A 13143-nucleotide genomic window follows, 5' to 3' on the forward strand; every position below is an offset into this window, starting at 1 on the left:
AGAGATGAAAGAACTGCTGAACCGTTTCGAGAACAAGGCGCCTGAGATCGTTTTTGAATGGCACGACGCAGAAACGCCCGCCAAGGGCTGGGTCGTCATCAATTCCCTGCGCGGTGGGGCCGCCGGCGGCGGCACGCGCATGCGCCCGGGCCTGGACCGGCGCGAGGTCGAGTCGCTGGCCAAGACGATGGAGGTCAAGTTCAGCGTGTCCGGTCCCGCCATCGGCGGCGCCAAGTCAGGCATCGACTTCGACCCGGCCGATCCGCGCAAGAACGACGTGCTCAAGCGCTGGTACAAGGCTGTCACGCCGCTGCTCAAGACCTACTACGGCACCGGCGGCGACCTGAACGTCGACGAGGTGCACGAGGTGATCCCGATCACCGAGAGCTACGGCCTGTGGCACCCGCAGGAGGGCGTCGTCAACGGCCACTTCGTACCCAGCGAGAGCGAGCGCATCCAGAAGGTGGGCCAGCTGCGCATGGGCGTGGCCAAGGTGGTCGAGGACCCGCGCTACTCGCCCGAGCCGGCGCGCAAGTACCTGGTGGCCGATCTGATCACCGGCTGGGGCGTGGCCGAATCGGTGCTGCACTACTACCGGCTGTACGGTGGCCAGGTGGCGGGCAAGCGCGTCGTTGTGCAAGGCTGGGGCAACGTCGGCTCGACGGCGGCGTATTACCTGGCGCAGGCCGGTGCGCGCGTGGTCGGCATCATCGACCGCGAGGGCGGTCTGCTCAAGCCGGAAGGCTTCAGCTTCGATGAGATTCGACAGCTCTTCCTCGACAAGAAGGGCAACCAGCTCGCCGCCGGCAAGGGCCTGCTGTCGTTCGAGGAGATCAACGCCCGTGTGTGGCGCGTGGGCGCCGACATCTTCCTGCCCTGCGCCGGCTCGCGCCTGGTGACGCAGCAGCAGGTCGAGCAGCTGATCGAGGGCGGGCTCGAAGTGGTCGCCAGCGGCGCCAACGTGCCCTTTGCCGATCGCGAGATCTTCTACGGCCCGATCTACGAGCACGCCGATTCACGCGTAGCGGTGATCCCCGATTTCATCGCCAACTGCGGCATGGCGCGCGCCTTCGCGTTCCTGATGCAGGGCGACGTCGAGATCTCCGACCAAGCGATCTTCGGCGACGTGTCGGCCACCGTGGCAGCGGCGCTGGAGCGCTGCCATGCGCGCTCCAGTGAGCGCACGGGCATCGCTCGCACGGCGTTCGAGAACGCGCTGACGCAGCTGGTTTGAATGAGGCGCGCGCGGGCGGGCGGGGCCGCCCGGCACGTCACTCGAACACAGGCCGGAAGAAGCTGCGTTCGTAGCTGAGGATGCAGCGCGTGTCTTCGGCGTACTTGAACGCCGCCTGGCACGGCGCATCCTTGGCCGACAGCGCGCGGTATTCCTCGTAGGCCGCCAGGCTCGGAAAGGTGAACATGGCCAGTGCGATGTTGTTCGCGCCTTCCGACGGCAGGAAGTAGCCGTGGTGCTTTCCGCCGAATTTCTCGACCAGAGGGATCCAGAGCTTTCCGTAGTGCTCGAATTCCTTGAGCTTGAACGGATCGATGACGTAGCGCAGGTAGCAGGTGACCATGGATTGGGGTGAGCCTTCCGGCAAGCAAAAGCTCAAGGCAGGAAATTGAGCGATTCTGGCAGGGGCAGGCTGATCGGCATTTCGAACAGCGCCCCGGCGCCATCCGGGTCGATGAGCTGTGCACCGTCGGTCGCGAAGAACAGGGCAATCTGCGTCTGTGCCGCCACCGCCAGCGGTGCGGCGGCCGGGATGCCGATATTGGTGAGAAAGGTGTGCGGGTTCTTCGGAATGGCGCCGCCGGTCGCCGCATAGGCCAGGTCGTTGCGGAAGTACAGGGTGCGGTCCTGCAGCTGCCCCGCGCGAACGAGCGCACTGCTCGTCGGGTTGGGCACCGTGGTGTCACCCTTGGCAAACTGCACGATCACCGGCTTGGCGCCGTTGCCGGGCAAGGGGTGCTTGCGGATGTACGGCGCATACGACACCGGGTTGCCCGCCTGCTGAACCCACTCGTTGTTCTCCAGCACCTTCTGGATCGCCGTGGCGCCCGGCACCGTGTTCACCAGCGGTGCCACGTCGCGCAGCGGGATGTTCTCGTTGAAGTTCAGGTTGAGCGGCGGCGGCAGGTTCGGCGTCGGCGGCAGGTTGAGCAATTGCGGCTGGCGCGTTGCCAGCGACACTGCGGTCAGCACCCGGAAGGCGCCCATGCGCGCCACCTCGGTGATCGAGCCGCCCGGCACGTTGGGCACGCCCGCCCTGACTGCGCCCTCCATCCCGAGGAAGATCGTGCCGTAGATGCCGCCGAAGGACTGGCCCGCGTAGTAGATGCGGCTCTTGTCGATGTCGACCGAGCCGTCGCCCTCGACGTCGATGCCGCTCTGGATCTGCCGCACCAGCTGCATCAGGTCGACCACGGTCTGGCGCAGGCCATCGCGGCTGGACACGATGGACATGGCGCCCACCGCGCCCACGCCTTCGGTCGAGTCGATGGCGCCATTGCCGTCCTGGTCGAAGCCGCGCCCCCCGGACGGGACGACGACCGGTGCGCCGCCAGCCTTGGGGATCACGTTCAAGGTGCCCGCTGGGCCGCCGCCGTGGCCCACGACGCTGATCGCCATCGTGGCGATGCCCCTGGATGCGAACACGGACGCCACGGTCCATGGCGCGCCGTACATGCTGTCGGTGAAGCCGTGGCCGAAGATCGCGACGGGCCAGCCGCCCGGCGGGCGGGCGCCGCTCGGCAGGAACAGCGCCACCACGAGATCGTTGGCCGACTGGGGCGCCGGGTGTCCGAGCAAGGTGCCGGTGGTGGGGATGACGCGGTCCGCGTTCATGTAGTCGGGCGAGCGGAACTGGCCGAAGGCGACGCGCCCGACCGCGCCCGGAATCACCTCGAGCGCGGGCGTCGGCACGAACGAGGGCGTGAAAACAGGTGCCGTCCCGGTCTGTCGCATCCACTGGATGCCGGCGAGTTGAGCTGTCTCGAACACGGCCCGCGTCGTGCCCGTGTTGCCGATCATGAAGTTGATCGGGGCCGGATTGGAGCGCCTGATCTGATCCCGGATCTTCTGCAGGTCGGCGCTGATGCTCTGCGTGGTGAACAGGCTGAGCGCGACCACGCGGTGGCGGCCCGGGCGGACCCAGCGGTCTGCGTCCTGCAAGGCCTTGCGATAGTCCGACGCGTCGGGGTCCTGCGCCTCGCCGACGAGGCGCCCGAACGGACCGCCTTCGATCGGGTCTCCAGCCGCATCGCGAATGCCGTTGGTCACCACCAGCACGTAGCGCGAATGCTCCTGCAGCAGTTCGTCGGATTCGACCACCAGCGTCTTGCCGGCGACGTCCCAGGACACCTGGTTGACGCCGACCTTCTGGCCGAAGCCGCGGCCGGACAGCGTATCGCCCAGGTTCAGCAGGTACAGCGTGTCGCTGTTGACGCTGGCCGGGTCGATGTCACCGGTGAAGGGCACCGTGATGCGCGGCTGTGTGTTGAAGCCGTCGAGCGTGTTGATGACCGCGATGTCGGCGCAGTCGGACACCGCCACGGCGCAGTCCGGCTTCGGCAGATTGACGCGCTTGAAGGTCTTCTGCGTCCAGTCCGCCGTGGTGAAGCGGTCGCTGGGGAAGGGACTCGTGGCCGGGCTGGAGAAGTCCTGCTTCACGCTGACGCCGGCGGCCGATGCCAGGATAGGCGCGGCAAGCAGGGCTGCTGCCAGCGCGGCCAGCCGAGTTGCGCGGCGATCGCCATTGAAGAACGGGAAGCTGCGTTCCTGGATACGGACCGTGAGTCGAGCCTGCATGGATGTCTCCTTGCCGAATTTGTGGGTGGGTTGATGGCTTGCTGACTGGCACGCGTCGGCTGCGAGCGACTCGTCGACGGGTTTATATAGGCTCGCAGTGCCCCGGGCCAGTTAGGGTTAGTCCGGCCCGCTGGCCGCGGATTCGCGTTAGAAGGCCCCCATGAAATCCGCCGTGATCATGGCGTGGCTGCTCTCGGCCTGCGCGATCGTTCAGGCTGAGTCCGCCATGCTTCAAGACCGACTGCTGTACTTCCCTGCCCGGGCCAGAGTCGCCGAGATGGTGTCGCCCGGACTCGCCGCCTGGCCGGCCGAGGGCGAGTTTCGCGGCCTGGTGGCACAGCCGCGTGGGCCCGTGCGCGGCACTGCCATCGTGTTCCATGGCAACGCAGGCCATGCCGGGCATCGCGGCTACTACGCCGCCGCGCTCTCCCGTCTCGGGCTGCGGGTGATCCTGGCCGAATACCCGGCCTATGGCCCGCGGGCAGGCGAGTTGGGCGAAACGAGCTTCGTCGAGGACGCGCAGCAGAGCATCGCGCTGGCCCATCGGCTGCACGGCGCGCCGTTGCTGCTTGTCGGTGAATCACTGGGCGCCGCAGTGGTGGCGGCAGCCGCCGCGCGGCAAGGCGAGCAAGTCGCGGCCCTGATGCTCATCACGCCGTGGGACACCCTCGAACATGTCGCGGCCCATCACTATCCGTGGTTGCCCGTGCGCTGGTTGATGCGCGACCGCTACGACAGTGCCGCCCATCTCGCAACCTCCGGCCGCCCCGTGCTGGTGGCCGTCGCGGAGCGTGACCACATCGTTCCCGCACGCTTTGGCACGGCCTTGTACGAAGCGTTGCCAGCAGGCCCCAAGCGGCTCGAGGTGATTCGGGGCGCCGGCCACAACGACTGGCTCCAGCATGTCGACGATGCCTGGTGGCGCAGCGCTGTCGACTTCCTGCTCGGCGAGCCTGCGCCGCGCAGCCCGCGCTAGCGCTTCGGCTCGCTCTGTCGGGTTGCTACCATGGGGACATGACGAACGAGCCCAACCGAAGAGAAGAACTGACGAAGATGACCCTGTGCGCCAGTTGCGCAGGCATCCAGCGCAACTGGCGCCGTGCGCCCGGGCATGCCGAACTCGTTCAGTTGTCCAGCCGCAGGGCCGAACGCAGCGATGGCGACAGCGGCAGCCACACGGTCACCCTCACCAGCTACCGTTGCGATGCCTGCGGCACGCGATGGGAATACGAGAACGACAAGACCAACCAGCAGGCCGGCTGGTCCGTCGTCGGACAGCAGGTTGATTGAATGCCGCTGTACCGGCGCAGGTGAGCTGGCTTACTCCTTGTAGAACGCCTCCACCTTCCCCTTCAGCTTGATCAAGAGCGGCTTGCCCTTTCGGTCCAGCGTCTTGCCGGCGGGCACCTTGATCCAGCCTTCGCTGACGCAGTATTCCTCCACGTCGGAACGTTCCTTGTCGTTGAAGCGGATGCCGATGTCGTGTTCGAACACGGCGGCAACGTGGTGCGGGCTGCGGGGGTCGATGGACAGGTGGTCCGGGAGGGGCGGGCGTGGGGTGGCTTCGGTCATGGTCAGTGGCGTTGTCCGCCGTTCGTTGTCATCGATTGCCGCTCCAGCTGCGCGCGCACGTAGTCGACGTGCTGGCGCAGGGTGTAGACGCGGTCCGAGAAATCGAGCGGAAACTTGGTCTTGATGATTTCGTCTTCGATGTGGTCCAGGCGCTCGCGCGCGGCGCTGCGCTCGGCATTGTCGAGCTGGCGCGAGGCCAGGTCGCGCTCGAGGTATTTCAGCTCGCCATAGCGCCGGTACAGCTTGCCCTGGCGGCGCCAGTTGATCAAGCCCGGCAGCACGCGCGCCAGCGGCAGCAGGATGGCGGCCAGCGGCACCAGCCAGAGCAGCAGGCGCTGCGCGTAGATGGCCATCCAGAAGGGCAGGTAGTTCTGCAAAAAGGGCCGGCCGTGCTTGAAGTAGCGCTCGGCCTGGTCCGACAGCGGATAGTCGGTGGCGTTGGCGTTGGGGAACTCGCCGGGGCGGCTGATCAGCGAAGGCTGCGAATGCACCTGCCGCGCGGCCTCCAGCAACAGGTAGTCCAGGGCCGGATGCAGTTCTTCGCGCACCACCAGGTTGGCGGTGGTGGCCAGCAGTCGGATGTCGCTGGCCGGCAGGTTGCGCCCCGGGTCCACCGCGCCGCGCTTGAGCGTGACGGCCTGGAAGTAGGGGTAGCGCTGCGCCAGGCCCTCCACCTGCTCCAGCGAGGCCAGGCGCATGCGGCCTTCGGTCAGGAGCTTTTGCACCGCCGGTGCCTGCGAGGCCGCGATCATGATGGCGGCGTCGACCTGGCGCTCGTTCAGCATCTGCGCCGCGGCCGTGCCGCCTTCCAGCACGAAGGTGGTGCCGGCGGCATCCGGCAGCACGCCATAGCTGGCCAGCAGCTGGCGTGCCACATGCAGGTTGCCGCTGCCGGCCACGCCCACTGCGATGCGCTTGCCGGCCAGCGGGCCAAGGCCCTTGGACAGGTCGAGCGTGTGGGTGAAGATCCAGACCGGCTCGTAGGCCACCGTGGCCAGCGAGCGCAGGGCGGTGGAATCCGGGGCGGCTTCAGGATCGGAGGCCAAGAGGCCGGTGCCGCCTTGCACGAAGGCGACCGACACCGTGCCGTCGTTCAGGCGCACGATGTTCTCCATGCCGCCGCTCGAGGGCAGCAGCTTCAGCGTGACGCCGTTGGCGCGCAGGATCTCTTGATAGCGCAGGCCGAAGCGGTGATAGGCGCCGTCGGTGACGCCGGTGCTCATCACCAGCGTGCGCGGCGGCGCCGGGCTGACATAGCGCACCAGCAGCCACAACAGCGCCGCCAGCACGGCGACCAGCAGGCTCCAATAGGCGAGGCGCCGGCCGGTGGGCAGGTGCAGTTGTTCGCGCAGCGTCATTCCGACGGTGCCGCGCCGGATTACATGCCGACGTAGTTGGGGCCGCCGCCGCCTTCCGGCGTGACCCACACGATGTTCTGCGTCGGGTCCTTGATGTCGCAGGTCTTGCAGTGCACGCAGTTCTGCGCGTTGATCTGCAGGCGCTCCTTGCCGGCGTGGGCTTCGTCGGGCACGAACTCGTACACGCCCGCGGGGCAGTAGCGGGACTCGGGGCCGGCGTACTTCGCCAGGTTGATGTTGACCGGCACCGAGGCATCCTTGAGCGTCAGGTGCGCCGGCTGGTTCTCTTCATGGTTGGTGTTGCTGACGAACACCGAGGAGAGCCGGTCGAAGGTGAGCTTGCCGTCGGGCTTGGGGTAGGCGATCTTCTTGCAGTCGGCGGCCGGCTTCAGGCGGGTGTGGTCGGCCTCGGCGCGGTGCACGGTCCAGGGGACGTGGCCGCGCAGCAGGAACTGCTCGATGCCCGTCATCAGCGTGCCCACCGTCAGGCCCTTCTTGAACCACTGCTTGAAGTTGCGCGCCTTGTTCAGTTCCTTGTGCAGCCAGCTCTTCTCGAAGGCGGCCGGGTAGGCCGACAGCTCGTCGTGCTGGCGCCCGGCCATGATGGCGTCGTAGGCCGCGTCTGCCGCCAGCATGCCGGTCTTGATCGCCGCGTGGCTGCCCTTGATGCGGCTGGCATTGAGGTAGCCGGCGTCGCAGCCCACCAGTGCGCCGCCGGGGAAAACGGTCTTGGGCAGCGACAGCAGGCCGCCGGCGGTGATGGCGCGCGCACCGTAACTCAGGCGCTTGGCGGGCTTGAGGCCGTGGTCCTGGCCCTCGAAGTACCAGCGGATGTTGGGGTGCGTCTTGAAGCGCTGGAACTCTTCGAAGGGGCTCAGGTGCGGGTTCTGGTAATCCAGGCCCACCACGAAGCCGACCACGACCTTGTTGTCTTCGGCGTGATAGAGGAAGGAGCCGCCGTAGGTGTCCGAGGGCAGGGGCCAGCCCGAGGTGTGCACGGCCAGGCCGGGTTGGTGGCGCGCCGGGTCGATCTCCCACAGCTCCTTGATGCCGATGCCGTAGCTTTGCGGGTCCTTGCCGGCATCCAGCTTGTACTTGTCGATCAGCTGGCGGCCCAGGTGGCCGCGTGAGCCCTCGGCGAAGATGGTGTACTTGCCGTGCAGCTCCATGCCGAGCTGGAAGTTCTCGGTGGGCTCGCCGTCCTTGCCGATCCCCATGTTGCCGGTGGCCACGCCCTTGACCGAGCCGTCCTCGTTGTAGAGCACCTCGGCGGCGGCAAAGCCCGGGAAGATTTCAACGCCCAGGCCCTCGGCCTGCTGCGCCAGCCACTTGACCACGTTGCCCAGGCTGACGATGTAGTTGCCCTCGTTGTGGAAGTTGCCGGGCAGCATGAAGTTGGGAACGCGCGTGCCGCCGGTTTCCGACAGCATCAGGAAGGCGTCTTCGGTCACCGGCTGGTTCAGCGGTGCGCCCAGTTCGCGCCAGTCGGGCAGCAGCTCGTTGAGTGCGCGCGGGTCCATGATGGCGCCCGACAGGATGTGCGCGCCGGGCTCCGAGCCCTTTTCGAGCACGACCACCGAGATTTCCTTGCCGTGGTGCGCCGCCAGCTGCTTGAGGCGGATCGCGGTCGACAGGCCGGCGGGGCCGCCGCCGACGATGACCACGTCGTACTCCATGGCTTCGCGAGGGCCGAACTGGGCGAGGATTTCGTCTTGGGTCATGGGGTCTGGGTGCTGCTGGTGATTTTGTCTACGTTGTCGCGGGGCGAACCACCCGGGATTCTATTGCGGGCCAGCGCCGGCCCTGTCCCCCCCGAGTCAGGGGGCGGGCTGCAGCACGATGCGGGCTTCCAGGCCGCTGGCGGCGCCTGGCGGCGGCGAGATCAGTTCCAGCTTTGCGTCGTGCTTGTCGGCGATGGTGTGCACGATCGACAGCCCCAGGCCGTAGCCGGCCCGATCGGCGCTGTGACGCACGTGGCGCTGGTGCAGGGTCTGCAATTGCGCGGCGCCCACGCCGGGCCCGAAGTCGCGCACCGCCAGCGTGCAGGGCGGCAGCACTTCCAGCACCACCGGCTGGTTGCCGCTGTAGCGCAGCGCGTTCTCCAGCAGGTTGCGCAGCGCAATGGCCAGTGCGTCCACGTCGCCCAGCGCTGGTCGCACGTCGTCCTGCGGCAGGCGCAGGTCCAGCCGCTGCCGGGCATCCTCGTCGCTCCAGAACTCCTGCGCGACCAGGCCGGCCAGCTGTACCACGTTCACCGGCTGGCGCGCCAGCGAGGCGCCCGATTCGGCGCGCGAGAGCTGCAGCAGCTTCTCGGTGCGTTGGCTGAGCATGCGCAGCGCGTCCAGGGCCGCTTGCACGTCCTCGCGCCGCAGGCCGTGCTCCAGCGCGGTCTGCAGGCGCAGCCTGGCCGAGGCCAGCGGCGTGCGCAGCTCGTGCGCCGCGTTGGCGGCCAGGGCGCGTTCCACGTCCAGTGCGTGCGACAGGCGTTCCAGCAGGTGATTGACGTCGTCGCCCACCGACTGCAGCTCCTGCGGCAGGGCAGGCAGGGGAATGGGGCGCAGGTCGGAGCCGCCGCGCTCGGCAATCTGGGCGGCCAGCCATTGCAGCGCGCGCAGCTCGTTGCGGGCGATGTTGCGCAGCACCAGGGCCAGCAGCGGCAGCACCGCAGCCAGCGGAATGATCAGGCCCAGCAGCGTGCGGTTGAGCGCGGCGCGCCGCTCCTCCAGCGGGTCGGCTACCTGCAGGAAGAGCTGCCGCCCGGGGTGCCGCACGGTGTAGACGCGCCAGGCGCCGGCGTTCTCGAAGCCGGGCGCCAGCGCAACGTTGAAGTTCCTCGTGTCGGCGCCAGCCGTCTGCATGAGCACGCGGCCATCGCCGTCCTTCACGACGAACATCATCAGGTCTTCGGTGAACAGCGGGTCGGAGGCGATCAGCGGCTTGGCGGCGTCTCGCGGCGGGCCGGCCTGGTTGAGGTCGCGCTCGGCAAAGTCGAACAGGCGGTGCGAGATCTCGGCCAGTTCGTTGTCGAAGTTGTGGTTGATCTCGCGGTCCACATACCAGACCACGCCCAGCACGGACAGCAGCCAGGCGCCGCCCACCCAGATCACCAGGGTGCGCGTGAGGTGGCCGGCCAGCGATTCGGGCCGGCGGCCTTCCTGGCCAATTCGTGGTTGTTGTTGTTGTTGTTGCTGCTGCGTCGGCATGCCTAGTCTTCCTCGTCCGAAGGCGACAGCCGGTAGCCCAGGCCGCGCAGGGTGACGATGTGGCCGCGCCCCAGCTTGCGGCGCAGCCGGCTGATGAAGACCTCCAGGGTGTTGCTGTCGGCCTCGTCGTCCCAGCCATACAGCGCATCCTGCAGCAGCTCGCGGGTGTGGATGCGGTCCGGACGCGAGGCCATCACGCGCAGCAGTGCCCATTCCTTCTGCGTCAGCGACACCGGCCGGCCGTCCTTGCGCACCGTGTCGCGTGCCAGGTCGATCTGCAGGCTGCCCAGCTGCAGCACCGGCGTGTTGCCGGCGCTGCGGCGCCGCTCCACCGCGCGCAGGCGGGCCAGCAGCTCGCCGGGGTCGTAGGGCTTGATGATGTAGTCGTCGGCGCCGGCGTCCAGTCCGCGGATGCGGTCGGTGACCTGGTCGCGCGCGGTCACCACGATCACGATCGGGCGCTCGGCCAGCGCGCGCACGTGCGGCAACAGCGACAGGCCGTCGCCGTCGCCCAGGTGCAGGTCCAGCAGCACGGCGGCGTACTGCGCGGCGAGAAGGGCGGCGCGCGCATCGGCCAGGCTGGGCGCCACGTCGACCACGAAGGCCTTGGATTCGAGATAGCCGCAGACGGCGCTTGCCAGGACGGCATCGTCCTCGACCAGCAGGATGCGCATTCCTTCTCCTTTGTTAGGGCCCGTTCAAGCCCGGGTCGCGGCGATTATGGGAGTGGCGCGCTTCAGCCGGCGTTCAGGCTGCGCCCCTAGCCTCGCGGTCCATGCCTTCCCATGTCTTCATCCGACGCCGGAACTGGACCGCCGTTGCGTTGCTGGGCCTTCTTGCGTGGGAGGCCAGCGGCCTCGACCTTCCCCTTGCACAAATCTTCGCCACCCCGGCGGGCTTTGCCCTGCATGGCAACTGGTTCCTGGTGCAGGTGATGCACGAGGATGCCAAGGCGCTCAGCGGGCTGCTGGCGCTGCTGCTGGTGGCGGGCATCTTCCTTCCCCACGGTTTCCTGCGCCGGCTCGACACCGGCGAGCGCACGCAACTGGCGCTGGGCGTGATCGCCTCCGCGCTGCTGGTCTCGCTGATCAAGCACCACAGCCACACCAGCTGCCCCTGGGACGCCGAGGCCTTCGGCGGCGTGGCCCGCCATGTGTCGCATTGGGCATGGGGCCAGGGGGACGGCGGGCCGGGGCATTGCTTCCCGGCGGGGCATGCATCGGCTGGCTTTGCCTTTCTGAGTTGCTATTTCGTACTGGCCCGGCACCTGCCGCGCCTGGCCCGGCGCTGGCTGCTCGCGGCCGGCATGGCCGGGCTGCTGCTCGGGCTGGCGCAGCAGGCGCGCGGCGCGCACTACATGAGCCACACCTTGTGGACCGCCTGGCTGTGCTGGACCGCCGGCCTGGCGATCGACACCGCTTGCCGCGCGCTGCGCGCCCGCGCCGCGAAGCCGGCTGCGCCACCCGCGGTCATTGCGCGCGACGCGCACTAGGACACTCGACGATGCAGATCTCGCTCTCCCTTCCCCGGGCCCCCGGGGCCCATTGGCCACAGCGCCCGCTTTCGGCGCGCAGCGTCGTCGTCGGGCTGGGCCTGTATCTCACGCTGGCCGCCAACTGGCCGCTGTGGCTGGAGCTGGCGCGCATCGGCGAGGGACGGCCCTCGAGCTACCTGCCCATGGTGGCGCTGATGGCGCTGTTGGTGGCGTGCGGCAGCGTGGCCATCCTGACGCTGACAGCCTGGTCGCGCTGGATGAAGCCGGTGTGGCTGGCGGTGGCCGTCGTCGCCGCGGTCTCGCAGCACTACATGCTCAGCTACGGCGTGGTGATGGATCCGAGCATGCTGGCCAATGCAACGCAGACCGACACGCATGAAGTGCTCGACCTGCTGAACTGGCGCCTCTTGTTCCATGTCGGCGCGGTGCTGGCGCCGCCCGCGCTGGTGCTGTGGCGCATCCGCGTGCAGCCCATGCCCTTCTTCGCGCAGCTGTGGCGCAACGCGCTCTTGATCCTGGTGCTGGCGGTGGTCGCCGCGGCCGGCGTGCTGGCCATGAACCGCGACTTCGCCCCGCTCATGCGCAACCACGTCGAGCTGCGCTACATGACCAACCCGCTGGCGCCGATCTATTCGGGGCTCCAGGTGCTGGGCCGTCCGCTGTTCACGCATCGGCGCCAGCTCATTCCGATGTCCGGCGGCGTGGCGCTGGGCAAGAGCTATGCGGGCCAGGACAGGCCGCCGCTGTTCGTGCTGGTGGTGGGCGAGACGGCGCGCGCCGATCACTTCGGCCTGAACGGCTACGCGCGCGACACCACGCCCGAAATGGCCAGGCGCGAGGTGCTGAGTTGGCACCACGCGCATTCCTGCGGCACCAGCACCCTGGCGTCGGTGCCGTGCATGTTCTCGCCGCTGGGCAAGGCCGCCTTCGAGGCCAGCCGCGACGACCACGAGAACCTGGTCGACCTGCTGCAGGCCGCGGGCCTGGCGGTGTTCTGGCTGGACAACCAGCCCGGCGGCTGCAAGGGCGTGTGCGACCGCGTTCCACATGCCTTTGCTTTCGACAAGCTGGATGCGGCGCAAAAGCGCACGCTGTGCGACGGCGACGAGTGCCTGGACGAAGCCATGCTGGGCCAACTGGACGCGCGCCTGGATGCCTTGCCGGCCGAGCGCCGCCAGCGCGGCGTGGTGCTGCTGATGCACCAGATGGGCAGCCACGGGCCGGCCTACTACAAGCGCTCGTCGACCGAGGCCAAGCGCTTTGCGCCCGAATGCCGCGACAACGCGCTGGCCCAGTGCAGCCATGACGAGCTGATCAATGCCTTCGACAACTCGATCGCCTACACGGACCGCTTCCTGGGCAAGACCATCGACTGGCTCAGGGCCAGGTCGGACCAGTACGCGCCTTCCATGCTGTACCTGAGCGACCACGGCGAGTCGCTGGGCGAGTTCGGCCTGTTCCTGCACGGCGTGCCCTATGCCTTCGCGCCCGAGGTGCAAAAACACGTGCCCTGGGTGATGTGGCTGGGCGATGGCATGCGCCGGCGCGAGGGCCTGTCGACGGCCTGCCTGCAGCGCCAGCTCGATGCGCCGCTGACGCACGACAGCCTTTTTCACACGGTGCTGGGCCTGATGGACGTGCAGTCGCCCAGCTACAAGCTGGGGCTCGACGCCTTGGCCGCATGCCGCCCAGCGGCGGCCTGAG

General features: G+C 68.3%; 12 protein-coding genes. 5 read left to right on the plus strand and 7 right to left on the minus strand.

The annotated features are described in order from the left end of the window. The first annotated feature begins 4 nt into the window (after positions 1–4). The gene (locus ACIPRI_RS21125; RefSeq protein WP_446623439.1) at positions 5–1234 is read left to right on the plus strand and encodes a Glu/Leu/Phe/Val dehydrogenase dimerization domain-containing protein; all 1230 of its coding nucleotides are present in this window, start codon (positions 5–7) and stop codon (positions 1232–1234) included. A gap of 37 nt (positions 1235–1271) precedes the next feature. Here ACIPRI_RS21125 and ACIPRI_RS21130 read toward each other — a convergent pair whose 3' ends face one another. Further along, positions 1272–1577, minus strand: a complete 306-nt coding sequence (locus ACIPRI_RS21130; RefSeq protein WP_446623440.1) for an NIPSNAP family protein — start codon at positions 1575–1577, stop codon at positions 1272–1274. 32 nt (positions 1578–1609) lie between these two features. After that, on the minus strand, positions 1610–3811 hold the full coding sequence (locus ACIPRI_RS21135) for an Ig-like domain-containing protein (RefSeq protein ID WP_446623441.1): 2202 nt from the start codon (positions 3809–3811) through the stop codon (positions 1610–1612). Positions 3812–3971: 160 nt separating this feature from the next. On the opposite strand from ACIPRI_RS21135, the gene ACIPRI_RS21140 reads away from it, so the two are divergent. Both ACIPRI_RS21140 and ACIPRI_RS21145 read left to right on the plus strand, forming a co-directional pair. Beyond that, on the plus strand, positions 3972–4787 hold the full coding sequence (locus ACIPRI_RS21140; RefSeq protein WP_446623442.1) for an alpha/beta hydrolase: 816 nt from the start codon (positions 3972–3974) through the stop codon (positions 4785–4787). Positions 4788–4825: 38 nt separating this feature from the next. Then, the gene (locus ACIPRI_RS21145; RefSeq protein ID WP_446623443.1) at positions 4826–5101 is read left to right on the plus strand and encodes a hypothetical protein; all 276 of its coding nucleotides are present in this window, start codon (positions 4826–4828) and stop codon (positions 5099–5101) included. A 30-nt stretch (positions 5102–5131) separates the two neighbouring features. On the opposite strand, the gene ACIPRI_RS21150 is transcribed toward ACIPRI_RS21145, so the two are convergent. The 5 genes from ACIPRI_RS21150 to ACIPRI_RS21170 form a co-directional block, all read right to left on the minus strand. Next, positions 5132–5383: a DUF3297 family protein gene (locus ACIPRI_RS21150; RefSeq protein WP_446623444.1), complete on the minus strand. Its 252-nt coding sequence runs from the start codon at positions 5381–5383 to the stop codon at positions 5132–5134. Between the two features lie 2 nt (positions 5384–5385). Next, the gene (locus ACIPRI_RS21155; RefSeq protein WP_446623445.1) at positions 5386–6741 is read right to left on the minus strand and encodes a TAXI family TRAP transporter solute-binding subunit; all 1356 of its coding nucleotides are present in this window, start codon (positions 6739–6741) and stop codon (positions 5386–5388) included. Between the two features lie 20 nt (positions 6742–6761). After that, positions 6762–8462: an FAD-dependent oxidoreductase gene (locus tag ACIPRI_RS21160; protein WP_446623446.1), complete on the minus strand. Its 1701-nt coding sequence runs from the start codon at positions 8460–8462 to the stop codon at positions 6762–6764. A gap of 96 nt (positions 8463–8558) precedes the next feature. After that, positions 8559–9944: a sensor histidine kinase gene (locus ACIPRI_RS21165; RefSeq protein ID WP_446623447.1), complete on the minus strand. Its 1386-nt coding sequence runs from the start codon at positions 9942–9944 to the stop codon at positions 8559–8561. Positions 9945–9946: 2 nt separating this feature from the next. Then, entirely contained in the window at positions 9947–10618 is a 672-nt protein-coding gene (locus ACIPRI_RS21170; RefSeq protein ID WP_446623448.1) for a response regulator, read from the minus strand. 101 nt (positions 10619–10719) lie between these two features. On the opposite strand from ACIPRI_RS21170, the gene ACIPRI_RS21175 reads away from it, so the two are divergent. Together ACIPRI_RS21175 and ACIPRI_RS21180 are read left to right on the plus strand one after the other, a co-directional pair. After that, positions 10720–11436: a phosphatase PAP2 family protein gene (locus ACIPRI_RS21175; RefSeq protein WP_446623449.1), complete on the plus strand. Its 717-nt coding sequence runs from the start codon at positions 10720–10722 to the stop codon at positions 11434–11436. A gap of 11 nt (positions 11437–11447) precedes the next feature. Beyond that, positions 11448–13142 (plus strand): phosphoethanolamine transferase, encoded by a 1695-nt coding sequence (locus ACIPRI_RS21180; RefSeq protein ID WP_446623450.1) that lies wholly within the window; start codon positions 11448–11450, stop codon positions 13140–13142. The last annotated feature ends 1 nt before the right edge of the window (position 13143 follow it).

The organism is Variovorax sp. LARHSF232 (genome assembly GCF_052871435.1).

Excerpts from the sequence above, each read along its gene's own strand:
- ACIPRI_RS21125 (WP_446623439.1), top strand. The coding sequence starts at position 5 with ATGAAAGAACTGCTGAACCGTTTCGAGAACAAGGCGCCTGAGATCGTT.
- ACIPRI_RS21130 (WP_446623440.1), bottom strand. The coding sequence starts at position 1,577 with ATGGTCACCTGCTACCTGCGCTACGTCATCGATCCGTTCAAGCTCAAG.
- ACIPRI_RS21135 (WP_446623441.1), bottom strand. The coding sequence starts at position 3,811 with ATGCAGGCTCGACTCACGGTCCGTATCCAGGAACGCAGCTTCCCGTTC.
- ACIPRI_RS21140 (WP_446623442.1), top strand. The coding sequence starts at position 3,972 with ATGAAATCCGCCGTGATCATGGCGTGGCTGCTCTCGGCCTGCGCGATC.
- ACIPRI_RS21145 (WP_446623443.1), top strand. The coding sequence starts at position 4,826 with ATGACGAACGAGCCCAACCGAAGAGAAGAACTGACGAAGATGACCCTG.
- ACIPRI_RS21150 (WP_446623444.1), bottom strand. The coding sequence starts at position 5,383 with ATGACCGAAGCCACCCCACGCCCGCCCCTCCCGGACCACCTGTCCATC.
- ACIPRI_RS21155 (WP_446623445.1), bottom strand. The coding sequence starts at position 6,741 with ATGACGCTGCGCGAACAACTGCACCTGCCCACCGGCCGGCGCCTCGCC.
- ACIPRI_RS21160 (WP_446623446.1), bottom strand. The coding sequence starts at position 8,462 with ATGACCCAAGACGAAATCCTCGCCCAGTTCGGCCCTCGCGAAGCCATG.
- ACIPRI_RS21165 (WP_446623447.1), bottom strand. The coding sequence starts at position 9,944 with ATGCCGACGCAGCAGCAACAACAACAACAACAACCACGAATTGGCCAG.
- ACIPRI_RS21170 (WP_446623448.1), bottom strand. The coding sequence starts at position 10,618 with ATGCGCATCCTGCTGGTCGAGGACGATGCCGTCCTGGCAAGCGCCGTC.
- ACIPRI_RS21175 (WP_446623449.1), top strand. The coding sequence starts at position 10,720 with ATGCCTTCCCATGTCTTCATCCGACGCCGGAACTGGACCGCCGTTGCG.
- ACIPRI_RS21180 (WP_446623450.1), top strand. The coding sequence starts at position 11,448 with ATGCAGATCTCGCTCTCCCTTCCCCGGGCCCCCGGGGCCCATTGGCCA.